Origin of the sequence: Rhodoferax sp. (genome assembly GCF_018063565.1) — a bacterium.
Classification (GTDB): Bacteria; Pseudomonadota; Gammaproteobacteria; order Burkholderiales; family Burkholderiaceae_C; genus Rhodoferax.
This window is the reverse complement of sequence record NZ_JAGPBB010000075.1, coordinates 1-17,753: the sequence shown is the minus strand read 5'-3', so window position 1 is coordinate 17,753 and position 17,753 is coordinate 1. Positions and strand designations below refer to the sequence as shown.

Genomic DNA, 17,753 nt, shown 5'->3' with positions numbered 1-17,753 from the left:
CGCCGCTTTGGCCTGCTGGCTGGCCGACCAATAAAAATAGGCTGCAGTACCGCTGGCCAGCAGCGCCAGGCCAATCCACAGGCTGCGCCGTCGCCACCAAGTGGGCTTGGGGGGCTGCGCCAGCAGGGCTTGCAAGTCGGCTGGTGCGGCCGTTGAGGCTGTAGGCGCTGAAAGGGGCTGGGAAGACGTTGCGTTCATGGGGTTCAAGAGGGGTTTCGGGCTAACGGAGCCGTGAGATGCGATGGCGGGACGACGTTCCTGGGTGGGCTATTGCCAGCCACCTCCGAGCGCCTTGACCAGGCGCACCTGGTCAGCGCTGCGGGTGGCTTGCAGACCGACCACACTGTCCTGTGCCGACAGCAGGGTACGCTGGGTTTGCAGTACGGTCTGATAATCAATCAGTCCACTGGCGTAACGGTTGTTCGCCAATTGCGCGGCGTTGCTGGCGGAGGTGACTGCGGTCTGTAGCAATTGGAGACGTTGCGCATTGTTCTGAATGGCAATCAGGGCATCTTCCACCTCTTTAAGCGCAGCCAATACCGTGGTCTGGTAGCCGGCACGGGCTTGTTCGAGTGCACCTTCCTGCGCCAGCACCTGGCTCTTGGCGGCACCCCCATCCAGCAGTGGCACGGACACTGATGCCAGCAAGCTGCCCGCCAGCGTGGCACCGTTGACAAGGCTTGCCAGCGTCAGTGCGCTCAGCCCCACCGAGCCGCCGAGGTTGAAGCTGGGGTAACGCGCGGCGTCGGCGGCGTTTAACCGCGCCAATGCGGCGCTGATGCGGTGTTCAGCCGCACGCACGTCAGCGCGCTGGCGCAGCGTGTTGGTCGCGATGTGTTCGCCATACCCGGCCCGGCTTTGCGGAATTTCACCTAAAGTTGATAGCAAGCTGTCCAGTTCCAGTGGACGCTGGCCAATCAAAATGGCCAAACTGTGGCGGGTCGCAGCCAGGTTGGTCTGCAAGGTGGGCAACTGGGCAGCGGTTTGTGCAACCGCACTCTGCGCCTGCTCCACTTCCAGTGCAGTGACCAGTCCAGCCTGGGCGCGCCATTGGGTGATTTGCAGGGTTTCCTGCTGGCTGGCCAGGTTGTTCTGGGTGATGATCAGCTGCGCCTGAGTGCCCCGCAGCTGGATGTACGCCAGCGCCACTTCAGCGGCGATGCTGACCTGCACGTCGCGTAGACTCGCCTCGGTGGCCAGCGTGTCCGCCTCATAGGCGGCCAGAGCCGCGCGGTTGCCACCAAAGATGTCGATCTCCCAGCGCGCATCAAGCCCGGCCTGAAAACTGTTGCTGGCGTCGCGTGACTCCGCCTGGCTGCGCTGGGCTGAGCCGGATAGGACCAGGTTGGGGCCATTGCTGGCGGCTTTGACATCGCGTGCGGCGCGCGCCTGTTGCAGCGCGGCCTGCGCTGAGCGGATGCTGGTGTTGGTTTGCAGCGCTTTCTGCACCAGCTCACTGAGCAGGGGATCGTTGAATGCGGTCCACCAGGTCTGCTGCATCGGTGAAGCCGGATTTGACTCGGTTGTGACGGCATTGTTGGCGCTGACGGTCGGGCTGGCGCAGCCACTCAGGTTCAACGCCAGAAACAGCGCTGCCAGGGTAAGCACCGGCCGATGTGAGATTGCGGCCAGTGGCCAAAAAGGGAGTAGTGATCGCATGGATAAATGAATGGTGTCGCGCAGTAACTCTGCAGGACGAACCCGCTGGCTTGGAGGTGAATTGTCTGGCATGTGCAGGACAGTCCGGCGTCTGAGTCGTGAAGTCTTGTAAAGTTCCGGTGAAAACCCGCCTTGTCGCGTGCCGTCTCCATGGGACAATCGCGCCCCTATGCATCCAAAAGCCCTGCTTGACGCCTGTTCTGAACTGGTGCGTCTGACTCTCAAATTTGACCACCCGGCGGACGCCATCGTGTCGAGGTTTTTTCGCGATCACCGGGGTTTTGGCCCGCGTGAACGCGCCACCATGGCAGAGACGGTGTACACCGTTCTGCGTAAAAAACAACTGTTTGACCACTTTGCGCCTTCGGGCAGTGGCCCCAAGGAGCGACGCCTGGCGATTTTGGGGTTTTATGGCCCCGGCGACTTCCTGCGCAGTGCTTTGAGCGATCAGGAGAAAAACTGGCTGGACCAATGCGAAAAGATCAAGCCCGAAGACCTGATGGAACGGCATCGGCATAACCTGCCCGAGTGGTTGGTGCAGCCGCTCAAAGACCAGTTGGGTGCCGACTTCTGGCCGCTGGTGGAGAGCTTTAACCAGGGCGCCGGGCTCGATTTGCGGGTGAACACGTTCAAAGCCAAGCGCGACGAGGTGCAAAAGGCGCTGGCAGCCTCGGGCATCAAGGCGGTCGGTACGCCGTATTCGCCATGGGGCCTTCGTATTGCCGGCAAACCAGCGCTGAACAAGCACGAGGCTTTTTTACGCGGCGACTTTGAAGTGCAGGACGAGGGCTCGCAACTGCTGGCGCTGTTGCTGGACGCCAAACGCGGAGAGATGGTGGTGGATTTTTGTGCCGGCGCGGGCGGCAAGACGCTGGCACTCGGTGCGGCCATGCGCTCCACGGGACGTTTGTATGCGTTCGATACCTCGGCGGGCCGACTCGATGCATTCAAGTCGCGCCTGGCGCGCAGTGGTTTGTCCAACGTGCACCCGGCGGCCATTGCGCATGAGCGCGACGACCGGGTGAAACGTCTGTCCGGCAAGATCGACCGCGTGCTGGTGGATGCACCCTGCACCGGGTTGGGTACGCTGCGGCGCAACCCCGACCTGAAGTGGCGCCAAACGCCTCAGTCGGTCGATGAGATGGTGGCCAAGCAGACGGCCATCTTGCAAGGCGCAGCACGGCTGGTGAAGTCCGGTGGGCGCCTGGTCTATGCCACCTGCAGCATCCTTCCGCAAGAGAACGAGGGCATTGCACAGGCGTTTTCTGAAGCCAACAAGGACTTTGTCGCACTGGAAGTCGGCGACATCCTCACTGCCCTGAAAATCAGCCAGGCTGCCAGCCCGTGCAGCGGCGGGCCGGATGGCCAAACCTATTTGCGTCTGTGGCCGCATCGCCATCAGACCGACGGTTTTTTTGCCGCGGTGTGGCAGCGCAAATGAACTAAATCAACGAGAGAGACAACGTCAATGGAAAACATACTCGATTGGGCTGCCAATGGCCTGTGGGACTTGAGCGCCTGGCAAATCGTTTTGTTCACGCTGGTGGTGACGCATGTCACCATGATCAGTGTCACCGTATTTTTGCACCGGCATCAGGCGCATCGCGCGCTGGACCTGCACCCTGCGGTATCGCATTTCTTTCGCTTCTGGTTGTGGTTGACAACCGGTCAGGTGACCAAGGAATGGGCGGCGATTCACCGCAAGCATCACGCAAAATGCGAGCAAGCCGACGACCCGCACAGCCCGCATGTATATGGCATCAGGACCGTCTTGCTGCAGGGCTATGAGCTGTACCGCAAGGAAGCACGCAACGCCGACACCTTGGCGCGCTATGGTCATGGCACTCCCAGCGACTGGATTGAGCGCAAGTTGTACAGCCGCTTCTCGTTTGCCGGCATTGGCTTGATGTTGTTGATCGACATGACGCTGCTGGGTGCGGCGGGCCTGGCAGTGTGGGCAGTGCAGATGGCCTGGACCCCGGTGATGGCTGCCGGCATTGTGAATGGTGCAGCGCATTACTGGGGTTACCGGAATTTTGAGGCACCGGATGCCAGCACCAACATCTCACCTTGGGGCATCTTGATTGCCGGTGAGGAACTTCACAACAACCATCACACTTATCCCACCTCGGCCAAGTTGTCGGTCAAGCCGTATGAGTTTGACATCGGATGGATGTACATCAGCGTGCTGCAAAAACTAGGTCTGGCCAGCGTCAGGAAGGTTCCGCCGCGTCTGGCCCTTGGTGAAGTACGCGCGGTCGCCGACGAACAGACGCTGGAGGCGCTGATACAGAATCGTTTTGAGTTGATGGCAGCTTATGCCAAGCAGATGCGTCAAACGTTTCGACAGGAACTCGCCGCGCTCAAAGCACGGCACGCCGATGCTACAGTGATTCGGGCTGCTCAGCGCTGGTTGCACCGGGATTTCGACCAGGTTCCCGCAGCGATTGCGCAACAACTGGCATTGGCACGTGCGGCGTCGCCCACGCTCGACAAAATGGTGGTGATGCGCGAAGAACTGCGTCAAATGTGGCTCAACCGGTCCAATACCCGCGAGCAGCTCGCCACGGAGTTGCAAGCCTGGTGCCAGCGTGCCGAGGCCAGCGGTGTTGCTGCTTTGGCCGAATTCTCCATGCGCTTGCGTTCGGTGCAGGCGCCCCAGGCGGTCTGAAGCAGAACGTCAGATCAAAGGTAAGGCTGACCGAAACCTTGCTTTGGTGTGGTTTGTCAGCCCACGAGCAGTGACCGGCTCACCACAGCATAAAAAAGCCCGCATGAAGCGGGCTTGATTTCAGGACCTGGACTGCTGTTTAACGCAGTTTCATTTCCTTGTAGTCCACGTGTTTGCGAGCAACCGGATCAAATTTCTTGATCAGCAGTTTCTCGGGAGTGGTCTTTTTGTTTTTGTCGGTGGTGTAAAAGTGACCGGTGCCGGCTGTCGATTCCAGCTTGATTTTTTCGCGTCCGCCTTTGGCTGCCATGATGATCTTTCTAAAAGGGTGTTGTCATTAAGCCTGACCGCGGGCGCGCAAGTCTGCGAGCACGGAGTCGATACCATTCTTGTCGATCAAACGCAGACCAGCGTTCGAAATCCGCAGGCGAACCCAGCGGTTTTCGGACTCAACCCAGAAACGGCGATATTGCAGGTTCGGCAAGAACCGGCGCTTGGTTTTGTTGTTGGCGTGGGATACATTGTTCCCAACCTGCGGGCCTTTGCCCGTAACTTCGCAGACGCGTGCCATGAGGACACTCCGATCGTGATAACGGCCCTGACTGACGTCAAAAGCCTGACCTCGCCAAGAAAAAGGGTGGCGGTAACCCGAATGCTGGCCCCGACCCACAGGGGCTAAGGATTTCAGCAAAGCCCGTTATTATATGCGGTGATTGGCGTCACTGCTCAAGAAAACGTTGCGCGTCCAGTGCGGCCATGCAACCAGTGCCGGCACTGGTGATGGCCTGGCGGTAAATATGGTCCTGCACATCACCTGCGGCAAAAATGCCGGGCACGCTAGTTTGTGTGGCAAAACCTTTGTTGCCACTCTGGGTGACGATGTATCCACCCTCCATCTGCAACTGACCTTCAAAAATACCCGTGTTGGGGCTGTGACCGATGGCGATAAAGCAGCCTTTGAGCGTCAGGTCTTCGGTGACGCCGGTGTTGACGTTCTTGACACGAACACCCGTGACGCCACTGGCATCGCCCAGTACCTCGTCCAGGGTGCTGAAGGTCTTCAGCACAATCTTGCCGCTGGCAACTTTCTCCATCAACTTGTCGATCATGATGGGTTCGGCGCGGAACTTGTCGCGGCGGTGAATCAAATACACCCGGCTGGCGATATTGGATAAATACAGCGCTTCTTCCACCGCCGTGTTGCCGCCGCCCACCACGCAGCACACTTCGTTGCGATAGAAGAAGCCGTCACAGGTGGCGCAACCTGAAACGCCGCGCCCCATGAAGGCCTCTTCTGATGGCAAACCCAGATACTTGGCCGAAGCGCCAGTGGCCAGAATCAGCGCGTCGCAGGTGTAGCTGGCGCTGTCGCCAAACAAGGTGAATGGACGCTTGGAGAAATCGACCCGGTGGATGTGGTCAAACACGATTTCCGTCTTGAAGCGCTCGGCGTGCTCCAGAAATCGCTGCATCAATTCCGGCCCCTGAACGCCCGCGACGTCGGCGGGCCAGTTGTCGACCTCGGTGGTGGTCATCAACTGGCCGCCTTGCGCCATGCCGGTGACCAGCATCGGCTTCAGATTGGCGCGGGCCGCATAAATGGCCGCGGTGTAGCCGGCTGGACCAGAGCCCAGAATCAATACCTGGGTATGTCGGATGTCGGTCATGGGTTTTCCTTGAAAGATTTCGATGGGTGAGGCGTGTACAGTTGGGGCTCAATGACCATCTGTCAAGCCAGAAAACCCGGCCGATTGAACAGGTCGGCGGTAACTGAACCCCACAATGGGTAGGATTATGCAATGTCGACCGATCTGAACCCTTGCGCAAATTCCCCACTTTGACCCATGACATACTCTCTTAATACCCTGCACGCCACAAACTCCGCCAGTCAAAACGTCACACGTTCAGGCTGGGCTCGTTTTGCGACAGAGTTGGGTTTGGTGGCTGGCTTGGCGTTTCTGGTGTTCTGGTTGTTGTCACTCATGAGTTACTCACAGCAGGATGCAGCGTGGTCGACCTCGGGTGCGGGTTTGCCTTGGGTGAACAAGGGTGGGCGCGTCGGCGCCTGGCTGGCTGACGGCAGTTACTTTCTGTTTGGCATTTCCGTTTGGTGGTGCTGGGCTGCAGGCGTGCGGGTCTGGCTGTCCGGCTTGGCACGATGGATGCGCGGACGTGATTTTTTGCATCGCAAGATCGACCCGTTACGCCGGCCCGGACTTGCCAGGCTGATGTTTTGGCTGGGGTTGATCTTGCTTTGCAGCGCCAGTGTCACTCTGGAGTGGTCACGTTTTTATCGTCTGGATGACCACCTGCCGGGCCATGCGGGCGGTGTCTGGGGCTATTTGGTGGCACCTTTGGTGGTTGAGTTGCTTGGGCATACCGGCTCCGCCCTGCTGGGCATTGTGGTCGGGTTGTTGGGCCTTGCCTGGGTGTTCCGGTTTTCCTGGGGCGAACTGGCCGAGCGCCTGGGCGCCTGGCTGTTTGGGCGGGTCGAGACGCGCCGGGAGAAACTGGAGGTTGAGCAGGACCTGGTGATTGGCCAGCAGGCAGCGCAGGCGCGTGCCGAGGTTCTGGTGGAGGCGCGCCATGTGGCAGCTGAGCATCCCGCGCGGCCGGTGGTGGTGATCGAACCACCTGTGCCCGAACCCGCCAAGAGCGAACGGGTCGCCAAGGAGCGGCAGAAGACCCTGTTCAAGGACGTTTTCGACAGCAAACTGCCCCAGGTCGATTTGCTCGATGCTGCCGTGGCACGGCAGGAGACCGTGTCGCCCGAGACGCTGGAGATGACCAGCCGCATGATCGAGAAGAAGCTCAAGGATTTTGGCGTTGATGTGGCCGTGGTGCTGGCCCAACCCGGCCCGGTCATTACCCGCTATGAAATTGAACCCGCCACCGGCATCAAGGGCTCACAAATTGTCGGTCTGGCCAAAGATCTGGCGCGTTCGCTCAGTCTGGTATCGATCCGGGTGGTGGAAACCATCCCGGGCAAGACCACCATGGCACTTGAACTGCCCAACGCCAAGCGCCAAACCATCAAGCTGTCCGAGATCCTGGGCGCGCAGAGCTACCACGATGCCAAGTCCCTGCTCACCATGGGTCTGGGCAAAGACATCATCGGCAATCCAGTGCTGGCCGATCTGGCCAAGATGCCACACGTTCTGGTGGCGGGCACCACCGGTTCGGGCAAATCGGTCGGTATCAACGCCATGATCCTGAGTCTGCTTTACAAAGCCGAAGCGCACGACGTGCGCTTGCTGATGATCGACCCCAAGATGTTGGAAATGTCGGTCTACGAGGGCATTCCTCACCTGTTATGTCCGGTGGTTACCGATATGCGCCAGGCGGCCAATGGGCTGACCTGGTGCGTGGCCGAGATGGAGCGACGCTACAAACTCATGAGCAAAATGGGTGTGCGCAATCTGGCGGGTTTCAATACCCGAATGGATGAAGCCAAAGCGCGGGGTGAACTCATCGGCAACCCGTTCAGCCTGACGCCAGAAGAACCCGAGCCGCTGCAGCGCCTGCCGCACATTGTGGTGGTGATCGACGAGTTGGCGGATCTGATGATGGTGGTAGGGAAAAAGATCGAGGAGCTGATTGCCCGTCTGGCCCAAAAAGCACGTGCCGCCGGCATTCACCTGATACTGGCCACCCAACGTCCCAGTGTGGATGTCATCACCGGGCTGATCAAGGCCAACATCCCCACGCGCATCGCGTTTCAGGTCAGCAGCAAGATCGACAGCCGCACCATTTTGGACCAGATGGGTGCCGAAGCCTTGCTGGGTATGGGCGACATGCTTTACATGCCCAGCGGCACCGGGCTGCCGATTCGTGTGCACGGTGCGTTTGTCAGCGACGATGAGGTGCACCGCGTGGTCAGCTATCTGAAAAGCCAGGGTGAGCCCAACTACATCGATGGCATTCTCGAAGGCGGCACGGTCGATGGCGACGATGCAGCCGATGGTTTTGCCGGGGACGGTGCCAGTGGTGAGAAGGACCCCCTGTACGACCAGGCGGTCGAAGTGGTGCTGAAAAACCGCAAGGCCAGCATCTCGCTGGTGCAGCGTCACCTGAAGATTGGCTACAACCGTGCCGCCCGGTTGGTCGAAGACATGGAGAAAGCCGGCTTGGTGAGCAGCATGAGCAACAGTGGTCAGCGCGAGATCCTGGTGCCCAAGCGTGAAGATGGGTCTTGAGATGAAAAAATTATTAACTGTATTGATAGCTATCAGTGCATTACCTGTATGGGCTGGCGGCCTGGAAAGTCTGGAAAATTTTGTCAAGACGATGAAAACCGGGCGGGCCGGATTCACCCAGGTGGTGACCGCCCCGTCCCGGCAAGGGCAGGCGGCGCGCAGCAAAACATCGACGGGCAGTTTTGAATTTGCCCGCCCTAACCGGTTCAAGTTTGTCTACAAGAAGCCATTTGCCCAAAGCATTGTGGCCGACGGCCAGACGCTGTGGATGCATGATCCGGATCTGAATCAGGTCACGGCACGGGAGCAGGCCGGTGTGCTGGCGTCGACCCCAGCGGCGCTGATTGCTGCGGCACCCGACCTGCAAGCGCTGCGGGCTGAATTCACGCTGGTCGACGTGCCGGATCAGGATGGCTTGCAATGGGTACTTGCCACCCCGCGGTCCAAAGACAATGCCGTGCAGAGCATACGAGTGGGTTTTCAAGCGGCAGGGTTGGCGGCGCTGGAGATCGTCGACAGTTTTGGTCAGCGCTCGTTGCTGAGTTTTCAGGACTTTGAGGCTAACCCGACCTTGTCAATGGGCCATTTCCAGTTCAAAGTACCCGTTGGAGCGGATCTGCTCAGGCAATAAAGGGGACCGTTCACCGTCCACAAGTAGGTTGTTGGCTCCAACATGGCTGATATCTGCGATTTGTCATCAGGGTTAACCCTTGTCTCCGTTATGATGCGCTGCAACATATTCAACCGGTCCTGAGTTCGACCAGCGGGGCCGGGCGTCACACAGCGGAGTTGACCATGCGTACTTATTTTCTGTCTGCCACCGAGCCCAATGTTGGCTTGACCTCGGTGGCTCTGGGCTTGTTACGGACGCTGCAGCGCAGTGGCCTGAAAGTGGCATTTGTCAAGCCGGTGACCAAGCGTACCCCGGAGTCGGAGCCGTCCGTTTTGTTTGCGCGCAGTATTTGCCATCTCAACAACACGCCTGCCCCGTTGCCGATGAGCCTGGTGACCCAGCAGGTGACCAGTGGCAAGACCGATGATCTGCTGGAAGAGATTGTCAGCATGGCGCTAACCAATTCCCAGGGTGCCGATGTACTGGTGGTGGAGGGCATCCATGCGGACCCAACCCGCGCCTTCATTCCGCAGCTTTCGGCTGACATTTCAAAAAGCCTGCAAGCGGACGTGGTGTTGGTCGCCAGCGGTGCTGACGCCGAGGGCCTTGCCCAAACCCACTACGTCATTTCCCGCATTCGGGGCTCAGGACGGCGGGTTGAAGGGGTGATTTTTAACCGAGTGGGCGCGGATTTTGATGCGGCAGCGGCGTCGAGCCAGCTGGATGGGGTGCCGATCTGGGGCATGGTGCGTGATAACCCGGCGCTGTCCGCTCCGCGAATGCTTGATATTGCCCGCCACTTGGAAGCTGAGGTGATGATCGAAGGCGAACTTGCCATCCGCCGGGCGCATGAGACTGTGGTCTGTGCCCGCTCGGTCTCAGAAGTGATTCCACGGCTCAAGCCCGGTGCACTGGTGATCAGCGCTGGCGACCGCGACGACGTGATTCTGGCGACGGCGTTGGCAGCCAGCAATGGCATCGAGTTGGCTGGTTTGGTGCTGACGCACCATAGCTTCATCAGCCCTCGTATCGAGCGCTTCGGCTCGCGCGCCTTTCGCAGTGGGCTGCCGGTGTTGCGCACCGGTGGCGACACTTACGAAACTGCAGCTGCGATCAGTCGTTTTCCTCAGGCGGTGCCGCAGGATGACCTGGTGCGCATGAATGCGGTGATCGAGAGTGTTGCCGAAGGTCTGGACGCATTGGCGATTTGTGAGGGACTGGAGCACGCCACCTCGCGGCGCATGTCGCCACCAGCGTTCCGTTATCAACTGATCCAGAAGGCGCGCGCCGCCAACAAACGCATCGTGCTGCCCGAGGGCGATGAACCGCGCACCATTCGTGCGGCCGTCATCTGCACCGAAAAACGCATCGCACGTTGCGTGTTGTTGGGACAGCGCAAGGTGATCGAGTCAGTCGCCGATGCGATGGGTGTCGAACTGCCCATGGAGCTGGAGATTCTTGACCCGCACGAGATTGCGGGGCGCTTTGTCGAACCGATGGTGTCCCTGCGCAAGACAAAGGGTTTGACCGCCAGCCAGGCACTGGTGGCACTGGAAGACACTGTGGTGCTGGGCACCATGATGCTGGCCGTGGATGAGGTGGACGGTCTGGTCAGTGGTGCGGTGCACACCACCGCCAACACAGTGCGGCCTGCGCTGCAGCTGATCCGTACCGCGCCCGGGTCGTCCATTGTGTCGTCATGCTTTTTCATGCTGATGCCGGACCAGGTGCTGGTGTACGCCGACTGTGCGGTCAACCCCGATCCAACGGCAGCGGAACTTGCCGAGATTGCGCGTCAAAGTGCCGACAGCGCCGAGGCCTTTGGTATTGATGCCAAGGTGGCGATGATCAGCTACAGCACCGGTGCCTCCGGCGCGGGCGACGATGTGGAAAAAGTGCGAGCCGCTACGGCGTTGGCCAAGTCGCGTTGGCCGGATTTGATAATCGACGGTCCAATGCAATACGACGCTGCGACCGTGCAGGAAGTGGCGGCACAGAAAGCGCCCGGGAGCGCGGTCGCGGGTCAGGCCTCGGTATTTATCTTCCCCGACCTGAATACCGGCAACACCACCTACAAGGCAGTGCAACGTTCGGCCAATGTGGTCTCGGTTGGACCGATGCTGCAGGGCCTGCGCAAGCCGGTCAATGATCTGTCACGCGGTGCCCTGGTGGACGATATCGTGTTCACCATTGCGCTCACCGCGATTCAGGCGGAAGCCTTGAAGAAAGTCTGAACCATATTTCAAAAGTTCGGGTGCGCCACAATATCGGGCCATGCGCGCCGTGCCCACCCACTTTTCCCCTCTGGCTGAACGCCTGCGACCCAGAACGCTGGCGCAGGTCATTGGCCAGCAGCATCTGCTCGGACCGGGCATGGCGCTGCGCTTGGCATTTGAGTCTGGGCAACCGCACAGCTGTATTCTGTGGGGGCCCCCGGGCACTGGCAAAACCACCATTGCGCGGCTGATGGCCGATGCGTTTGACGCCCAGTTCATCACCATCAGTGCCGTGCTCGGCGGCATGAAGGAGATCCGTGAGGCGGTTGATCTGGCGCATAGCGCGCGCACAGGTTTGGAGCAAAGGCGCAGCATCTTGTTTGTCGATGAGGTGCACCGCTTCAACAAGAGCCAGCAGGATGCGTTTTTGCCGCATGTCGAAAGTGGCCTGTTCACCTTCATCGGCGCGACCACTGAGAATCCCTCGTTCGAGGTCAACTCGGCCCTGCTGTCGCGCGCGGTGGTCTACGTGCTGCAGCCGCTGGCCCCCGAAGATTTGAAAACAATTGTGCTGGTAGCTCAGGAACAACAAGCACTTCCAGCTATCGATGAAGTAGCGGTCAGTCGCCTGGTGGCGTATGCCGATGGTGACGCACGGCGCTTGCTCAATACGCTGGAGACGTTGGCGGTAGCGGCGCTACAGGAAAAAGTGCCGGAAATCAGCGACGCCTGGCTGCTGCAGGTGCTGGGTGAGCGCCTGCGCCGCTATGACAAGGGCGGTGAGCAGTTCTACGACACCATCTCGGCCCTGCACAAAAGTGTGCGGGGCAGTGACCCCGACGCCGCGTTGTACTGGCTGGTGCGTATGCTCGATGGTGGGGCTGATCCGCGCTATCTGGCTCGACGTTTGATCCGCATGGCCAGCGAGGACATTGGTCTGGCGGATCCGAGGGCCTTGCGGCTGGCGCTGGACGCAGCCGAGGTCTATGAGCGCCTGGGTACCCCGGAAGGTGAGCTGGCACTGGCGGAGTGTGTGGTTTACCTGGCGGTGGCGCCCAAATCCAATGCCGTCTACAAGGCCTACAACGAGGCGCGGGCCTGGGTCAAGAAAGACGCCACCCGTGCGGTCCCGCTGCATTTGCGCAACGCGCCAACGCGGCTGATGAAAACGCTGGACTACGGCAAAGGCTACCGCTATGCCCATGACGAAGAAGACGGGTTTGCCGCTGGGGAGTGCTACTTGCCCGAGGGCATGGCCGAGCCGGGTTTTTATCAACCGGTCGAGCGTGGACTGGAGATTCGGATAGCCGAGAAACTGCGTCATCTGAAAGAACGCAATTCAGCGGCGACGGCAAGGCGAAATGCCTGATTCTTCGAGCCTCGGGCGGGAGGGGTTTCCGGGCTGAGTCAGGACTGCTGGGATGCGGCGCGCTCGGGTGGCTTGAATTTGCCAATTTGCGCCGGCACCACAAAGGCCTTGACCGCAATACCCGGTTGGCTTTCATGATCGTCGGGGCTGTGAGCGTGGTGCGCGCCCTCGTGAGATTCGGCCGCAATTTCCACGAGTTGCCCTGCCAACCAGGCCGTCACCGCCTGATCCGGTTCGGTCTCGGAGGTGGCGACAGCCCGGATGCCTTTTTGTAGCAGTCGATTCTGCAAACCGCGTCCCAGTCCCGCCGTGATCAGAACCTGGATATCGTCCAACGGATGCGACACGCTGGGCTGCAGCGCATGGGCAACTTCATGAAAACTCTGTGCCATCGCCAGTTCGATCAGTTGCTTGCCCGTGATCTGTTGGTCCACGACGTTGTAAACCCAGAACTTGCGGCATTTGCCTGCATGACCGGTGATCGATTGGCGATTCTGACTGGTGATGGCGATTTTCATGATGGTCCTGGTTGTTACGGTGGCAGCGCCGGGTGCGGCCCTTGCAGCAAGATCAGCAATCCTTGTGCCAGGCCAGCTCTGTTTGGAAAGTCATTGATTCCAATGGATAAATTTCTGAACGCTGGTCGATGCTGTGTCGGACCATGAACAGATATTGTCAGTAATGGCAGTCCTGTCAGTGCCCCTGGCAGACCGCCATCCACGCCCAAATCAGTTCCTCTAATATTGGAAAAGGCCGTTTGATGTTTCTTGTTTGCAAGGGTAAACCCGGACGTGAGACTGAGTCGTGCCAGAAGCCGCTTGACTACAATCGCGACCAATTGTCGGGCGGGCAGGGTAGTGGCAGGCTTATTGCTTGCATCCCTGGTGCGCATTCACCGTACGTTTCAAAACACCACGCGTTGGGTCAGACCATCCGTCGAACCGCCACTCGGCCACATTCGGAGAAAGTATTATGGAAACCTTGATACAGCAGATCATCAACGGTCTGGTGTTAGGCAGCATGTATGCTCTGGTCGCGCTGGGCTACACCATGGTGTACGGCATCATCGGGCTGATCAATTTTGCCCACGGTGAGGTGTTGATGGTGGGTGCCCTGACCAGTTGGAGCATCATCGGCCTGATGCAGGAGTCGATGCCAGGGACTCCAGGCTGGATCATTTTGCTGGTTTCCATGGTGATCGCCTGCGTGGTGGCCGCGGCGCTTAACTTTTCAATCGAAAAACTGGCCTACAGCCCTTTGCGCAACAGCCCGCGTCTGGCACCGCTGATCACGGCGATCGGCATGTCAATCCTGTTGCAGACGCTCGCGATGATCATCTGGAAGCCCAACTACAAAGCGTATCCCAGTCTGTTGCCGATGGTGCCCTATGAGATAGGGGGGGCCGTGATCACACTGACACAGGTGCTGATTCTGGCCATGACAGCAGTGTCACTGGGGGTGTTGACGTGGTTGGTGAATTACACACGGCTCGGGCGGGCCATGCGGGCGACGGCTGAGAACCCCAGGGTGGCAGCGCTGATGGGCGTCAAGCCCGACTTTGTCATTTCTGCCACCTTTGTCATTGGTGCTGTGCTTGCGGCCATCGCAGGCATCATGTGGGCGGCCAATTACGGCACCGTGCAACACACCATGGGCTTCTTGCCGGGTTTGAAGGCCTTCACGGCTGCAGTTTTTGGCGGTATCGGCAATCTTGCCGGTGCCGTGGTGGGTGGGGTGTTGCTGGGACTGATTGAGTCCTTGGGTGCGGGGTATATCGGCACGCTCACGGGAGGTGTGTTGGGTAGCCACTACTCGGATATTTTTGCATTCATTGTGCTGATCGTGGTGCTGACCCTGCGACCCTCTGGTTTGTTGGGCGAGCGCGTGGCAGATAGAGCGTGAGGTTGTCATGAAACAAAAACAAATCATCATTTTTGTACTGGCGGCCATTGGTTTGCTGGTGACACCGCTGATCCTGCAGAGTTTTGGCAATGCCTGGGTGCGCATTGCCGACATGGCCCTGCTGTATGTGCTGTTGGCACTTGGTCTGAATATTGTGGTGGGTTATGCGGGTCTGCTCGATCTGGGCTATGTGGCATTTTTTGCCATTGGCGCCTACATGTACGCCTTGCTGGCTTCGCCGCATCTGACTGAAACGTTCCCGATGTTTGCCGCCCTGTTCCCGAATGGCCTGCACAGCCCGATCTGGCTGGTGATTCCGGCGGCTGCGGGGCTGGCAGCACTGTTCGGCGTGTTGCTGGGTGCACCAACCCTGCGCCTGCGTGGCGACTACTTGGCCATCGTGACACTGGGATTTGGCGAGATCATTCGCGTGTTCATGAACAACCTTGACCATCCGGTCAATATCACCAATGGCCCCAAGGGCATGGGGCAGATTGATGCACTGAGTTTTTTTGGCTTCAGCCTGGGTAAACGCATTGACATCGGCAGTTTTGAAATCCCCTCGGTGACCTTGTATTACTACCTTTTTCTGGTGCTGGTGGTGTTCAGCGTGGTCATTTCGCATCGGCTGCAACTGTCACGCGTCGGGCGTGCCTGGATGGCGATTCGCGAAGATGAAATTGCCGCCAAGGCGATGGGCATTAATACGCGCAACCTCAAGTTGCTGGCATTTGGTATGGGGGCCACTTTTGGCGGGGTATCAGGGGCGATGTTTGCGTCCTTTCAGGGCTTTATTTCACCGGAGTCGTTCAGTCTGATGGAGTCGATCATGATTGTGGCGATGGTGGTTTTGGGCGGCATTGGCCACTTGCCCGGGGTGATTCTGGGAGCGGTGGCCCTGTCGGCGCTGCCTGAAGTGTTGCGTTATGTGGCCGGTCCGCTGCAGTCGCTGACCGGCGGGCGGCTGGATGCCTCGATCCTGCGTCAGTTGCTGATCGCACTGGCGATGATCGTCATCATGCTGATGCGCCCGCGTGGCCTGTGGCCGGCGCCAGAGCACGGCAAATCGCTGCCAACGACGCGGCCATGACGGTGGCGCTGCATAACAGGAATTGAACACCATGACAGACATTGTTCTCAAAGTGGCCGGGGTATCCAAGCGTTTTGGTGGCCTGCAGGCTTTAAGTGATGTGGGCATTTGCATTGAACGTGGCCAGGTGTATGGGCTGATTGGCCCGAATGGCGCTGGCAAGACCACTTTTTTCAACGTTCTGACCGGACTGTATTCGCCCGACACCGGCACCTTTGAGCTGGCCGGTAAACCGTATCAGCCCACCGCCGTGCATGAGGTCGCCCGGGCTGGCATTGCCCGGACCTTTCAGAATATCCGCTTGTTCGCCGAAATGACGGCGCTGGAGAACGTCATGGTCGGTCGCCATGTGCGTACCCACTCAGGCCTGTTGGGCGCCGTGTTTCGCACGGCCAGATTCAACGCCGAGGAGGCGCAGATTGCGCAGCGCGCGCATGAGTTGCTGGAGTATGTGGGGATCGGGCGTTTCGCGGACTTCAAGGCGCGCACCCTGAGCTACGGTGATCAGCGTCGCCTCGAAATTGCCCGCGCGCTGGCCACTGACCCGCAATTGATCGCGCTCGACGAACCGGCCGCAGGCATGAACAGCACCGAAAAAGTGCTGCTGCGGGAACTGATTGACAAAATCCGCAACGACAACCGGACCATTTTGCTGATTGAGCACGATGTCAAGCTGGTCATGGGCTTGTGCGACCGAGTCACGGTGCTGGACTACGGCAAACAGATTGCCGAAGGCACGCCGGCCGATGTGCAACGCAATGAGAAGGTCATTGAGGCCTATCTGGGCACCGGCGGACATTGAACAGGACCAAGTCATGACAAACGTATTACTCAAGGTCAAGGGCCTCAAAGTGGCTTATGGTGGCATTCAGGCCGTCAAAGGTGTGGATTTCGAGGTGCGCGAGGGTGAGTTGGTGTCGCTGATTGGTTCCAACGGCGCCGGCAAGACCACCACCATGAAGGCCATCACGGGCTCCTTGCCGATCAGCGACGGCGACATCGAGTACCTCGGCAAGAGCATTCGGGGGCAGGGGCCATGGGATCTGGTGCAGCAAGGTCTGGCCATGGTGCCGGAAGGCCGGGGTATTTTCACCCGCATGACGATCCTGGAAAACCTGCAGATGGGTGCCTATATCCGCAACGACAAGGCCGAGATTGCCGCCGACATCGACAAGGTATTTGGTATTTTTCCACGATTGAAAGAGCGCCGTGACCAGCTCGGTGGCACCTTGAGTGGTGGCGAGCAGCAGATGCTGGCCATGGGCCGCGCGCTGATCAGCCGGCCCAAGGTCTTGTTGCTTGACGAGCCTTCCATGGGTTTGTCACCGATCATGGTGGACAAGATTTTTGAAGTGGTGCGTGAGGTCTATTCACAAGGTGTGACCGTGTTGTTGGTGGAGCAAAATGCCAGCCGCGCGCTGGCCATTGCCGACCGTGGCTATGTGATGGACTCGGGTCTGATCACCATGACGGGTGAGGGTAAAACCATGCTGTCCGACCCGAAGGTGCGTGCTGCCTATTTGGGTGAGTAGTTGGTGACCATTTCGACCTCCAGCCCAATATAAATAAAGATTTATTGCTATTATTTGGTAAGTATCAGCGCGCCAGATCGGCCAGGGTCTTAGCCAGTCGGTTGTGGCGTTGCAGCAAGGGTGGCAGGTCCAGCGTGGTCAACTGACCCTGTCGTACCACCACCACACCGTTGACCACGGTGTAGTCCGCTTGGGCGCTGGCGCACAGCAACAACGCACCGAGCGGGTCGTGCACCGCGGCACCGGCGAACCCCAGGGTGTCCAGGTCAAACAGTGCCAGATCTGCGCACATGCCTGGGGCGAGATGGCCAATGTCGCTGCGCCCCAGTACCCGGGCACCGCCGCTGGTCGCCAGGGTCAGCGCATCGCGCACGGTCATTTCAGATGGTCCCAGATCGCAACCATAGACAGTCTTGGGCTGGCCATGTGTGTCCTGACACAGCTCGGGTGATTGCATGGCGCGCCCGACCCGCGCCAACAGCAACGCCTGGCGCGCCTCGCTGAC

Annotated in this window: 16 protein-coding genes and 1 pseudogene; 10 read left to right on the top strand and 7 right to left on the bottom strand. The window is 59.3% G+C overall.

All coding sequences use genetic code 11. The annotated features are described in order from the left end of the window. Together KBF66_RS15090 and KBF66_RS15085 are read right to left on the bottom strand one after the other, a co-directional pair. Positions 1-198, bottom strand: a pseudogene (locus tag KBF66_RS15090) (efflux RND transporter periplasmic adaptor subunit); the annotation flags it as partial. A gap of 69 nt (positions 199-267) precedes the next feature. After that, positions 268-1,659, bottom strand: coding sequence for an efflux transporter outer membrane subunit (locus KBF66_RS15085; protein ID WP_296658814.1), 1,392 nt, complete (start codon positions 1,657-1,659; stop codon positions 268-270). Positions 1,660-1,828: 169 nt separating this feature from the next. Between KBF66_RS15085 and KBF66_RS15080 the strand changes: the two genes are divergently transcribed. Together KBF66_RS15080 and KBF66_RS15075 are read left to right on the top strand one after the other, a co-directional pair. Further along, positions 1,829-3,100 (top strand): RsmB/NOP family class I SAM-dependent RNA methyltransferase, encoded by a 1,272-nt coding sequence (locus KBF66_RS15080; RefSeq protein WP_296658811.1) that lies wholly within the window; start codon positions 1,829-1,831, stop codon positions 3,098-3,100. A 27-nt stretch (positions 3,101-3,127) separates the two neighbouring features. Then, positions 3,128-4,330, top strand: coding sequence for a fatty acid desaturase (locus KBF66_RS15075; protein WP_296658807.1), 1,203 nt, complete (start codon positions 3,128-3,130; stop codon positions 4,328-4,330). A 139-nt stretch (positions 4,331-4,469) separates the two neighbouring features. Here KBF66_RS15075 and rpmG read toward each other — a convergent pair whose 3' ends face one another. The 3 genes from rpmG to trxB form a co-directional block, all read right to left on the bottom strand. Then, positions 4,470-4,640, bottom strand: a complete 171-nt coding sequence (rpmG, locus tag KBF66_RS15070) for a 50S ribosomal protein L33 (protein ID WP_296658805.1) — start codon at positions 4,638-4,640, stop codon at positions 4,470-4,472. 27 nt (positions 4,641-4,667) lie between these two features. Beyond that, positions 4,668-4,901, bottom strand: a complete 234-nt coding sequence (rpmB, locus tag KBF66_RS15065; RefSeq protein ID WP_296658802.1) for a 50S ribosomal protein L28 — start codon at positions 4,899-4,901, stop codon at positions 4,668-4,670. A 148-nt stretch (positions 4,902-5,049) separates the two neighbouring features. Then, complete coding sequence (trxB, locus tag KBF66_RS15060) at positions 5,050-5,997, bottom strand: thioredoxin-disulfide reductase (RefSeq protein WP_296658799.1); 948 nt, start codon at positions 5,995-5,997, stop codon at positions 5,050-5,052. A gap of 177 nt (positions 5,998-6,174) precedes the next feature. Between trxB and KBF66_RS15055 the strand changes: the two genes are divergently transcribed. The 4 genes from KBF66_RS15055 (at position 6,175) to KBF66_RS15040 (ending at position 12,724) form a co-directional block, all read left to right on the top strand. Beyond that, positions 6,175-8,526 (top strand): DNA translocase FtsK, encoded by a 2,352-nt coding sequence (locus KBF66_RS15055; protein WP_296658797.1) that lies wholly within the window; start codon positions 6,175-6,177, stop codon positions 8,524-8,526. A 1-nt stretch (position 8,527) separates the two neighbouring features. Next, the gene (gene lolA, locus KBF66_RS15050; protein WP_296658794.1) at positions 8,528-9,157 is read left to right on the top strand and encodes an outer membrane lipoprotein chaperone LolA; all 630 of its coding nucleotides are present in this window, start codon (positions 8,528-8,530) and stop codon (positions 9,155-9,157) included. 164 nt (positions 9,158-9,321) lie between these two features. Next, on the top strand, positions 9,322-11,373 hold the full coding sequence (pta, locus tag KBF66_RS15045; protein ID WP_296658788.1) for a phosphate acetyltransferase: 2,052 nt from the start codon (positions 9,322-9,324) through the stop codon (positions 11,371-11,373). A 40-nt stretch (positions 11,374-11,413) separates the two neighbouring features. Then, on the top strand, positions 11,414-12,724 hold the full coding sequence (locus KBF66_RS15040) for a replication-associated recombination protein A (RefSeq protein ID WP_296658785.1): 1,311 nt from the start codon (positions 11,414-11,416) through the stop codon (positions 12,722-12,724). Between the two features lie 38 nt (positions 12,725-12,762). Here the strand turns inward: KBF66_RS15040 and KBF66_RS15035 are convergent, their stop codons facing one another. Further along, positions 12,763-13,242 carry a NifB/NifX family molybdenum-iron cluster-binding protein gene (locus KBF66_RS15035; RefSeq protein WP_296658781.1) on the bottom strand — a complete coding sequence of 160 codons (480 nt, stop codon included), beginning with the start codon at positions 13,240-13,242 and terminating at the stop codon, positions 12,763-12,765. A gap of 454 nt (positions 13,243-13,696) precedes the next feature. On the opposite strand from KBF66_RS15035, the gene KBF66_RS15030 reads away from it, so the two are divergent. The 4 genes from KBF66_RS15030 to KBF66_RS15015 are packed head-to-tail and all read left to right on the top strand — an operon-like array spanning position 13,697 to position 17,248. Further along, positions 13,697-14,626 carry a branched-chain amino acid ABC transporter permease gene (locus KBF66_RS15030; RefSeq protein WP_296658778.1) on the top strand — a complete coding sequence of 310 codons (930 nt, stop codon included), beginning with the start codon at positions 13,697-13,699 and terminating at the stop codon, positions 14,624-14,626. Positions 14,627-14,633: 7 nt separating this feature from the next. After that, positions 14,634-15,716, top strand: coding sequence for an ABC transporter ATP-binding protein (locus KBF66_RS15025; RefSeq protein WP_296658777.1), 1,083 nt, complete (start codon positions 14,634-14,636; stop codon positions 15,714-15,716). Between the two features lie 31 nt (positions 15,717-15,747). Next, complete coding sequence (locus KBF66_RS15020) at positions 15,748-16,518, top strand: ABC transporter ATP-binding protein (protein WP_296658773.1); 771 nt, start codon at positions 15,748-15,750, stop codon at positions 16,516-16,518. A 13-nt stretch (positions 16,519-16,531) separates the two neighbouring features. Then, the gene (locus tag KBF66_RS15015; RefSeq protein ID WP_296658770.1) at positions 16,532-17,248 is read left to right on the top strand and encodes an ABC transporter ATP-binding protein; all 717 of its coding nucleotides are present in this window, start codon (positions 16,532-16,534) and stop codon (positions 17,246-17,248) included. A 64-nt stretch (positions 17,249-17,312) separates the two neighbouring features. On the opposite strand, the gene KBF66_RS15010 is transcribed toward KBF66_RS15015, so the two are convergent. After that, positions 17,313-17,753 (bottom strand): amidohydrolase family protein (locus KBF66_RS15010; protein ID WP_296658768.1); only part of this gene is annotated, 441 nt, incomplete at its 5' end.

Coding starts and splice junctions, on each gene's coding strand:
- KBF66_RS15085 (WP_296658814.1), bottom strand. CDS start 1,659: ATGCGATCACTACTCCCTTTTTGGCCACTGGCCGCAATCTCACATCGG.
- KBF66_RS15080 (WP_296658811.1), top strand. CDS start 1,829: ATGCATCCAAAAGCCCTGCTTGACGCCTGTTCTGAACTGGTGCGTCTG.
- KBF66_RS15075 (WP_296658807.1), top strand. CDS start 3,128: ATGGAAAACATACTCGATTGGGCTGCCAATGGCCTGTGGGACTTGAGC.
- rpmG (WP_296658805.1), bottom strand. CDS start 4,640: ATGGCAGCCAAAGGCGGACGCGAAAAAATCAAGCTGGAATCGACAGCC.
- rpmB (WP_296658802.1), bottom strand. CDS start 4,901: ATGGCACGCGTCTGCGAAGTTACGGGCAAAGGCCCGCAGGTTGGGAAC.
- trxB (WP_296658799.1), bottom strand. CDS start 5,997: ATGACCGACATCCGACATACCCAGGTATTGATTCTGGGCTCTGGTCCA.
- KBF66_RS15055 (WP_296658797.1), top strand. CDS start 6,175: ATGACATACTCTCTTAATACCCTGCACGCCACAAACTCCGCCAGTCAA.
- lolA (WP_296658794.1), top strand. CDS start 8,528: ATGAAAAAATTATTAACTGTATTGATAGCTATCAGTGCATTACCTGTA.
- pta (WP_296658788.1), top strand. CDS start 9,322: ATGCGTACTTATTTTCTGTCTGCCACCGAGCCCAATGTTGGCTTGACC.
- KBF66_RS15040 (WP_296658785.1), top strand. CDS start 11,414: ATGCGCGCCGTGCCCACCCACTTTTCCCCTCTGGCTGAACGCCTGCGA.
- KBF66_RS15035 (WP_296658781.1), bottom strand. CDS start 13,242: ATGAAAATCGCCATCACCAGTCAGAATCGCCAATCGATCACCGGTCAT.
- KBF66_RS15030 (WP_296658778.1), top strand. CDS start 13,697: ATGGAAACCTTGATACAGCAGATCATCAACGGTCTGGTGTTAGGCAGC.
- KBF66_RS15025 (WP_296658777.1), top strand. CDS start 14,634: ATGAAACAAAAACAAATCATCATTTTTGTACTGGCGGCCATTGGTTTG.
- KBF66_RS15020 (WP_296658773.1), top strand. CDS start 15,748: ATGACAGACATTGTTCTCAAAGTGGCCGGGGTATCCAAGCGTTTTGGT.
- KBF66_RS15015 (WP_296658770.1), top strand. CDS start 16,532: ATGACAAACGTATTACTCAAGGTCAAGGGCCTCAAAGTGGCTTATGGT.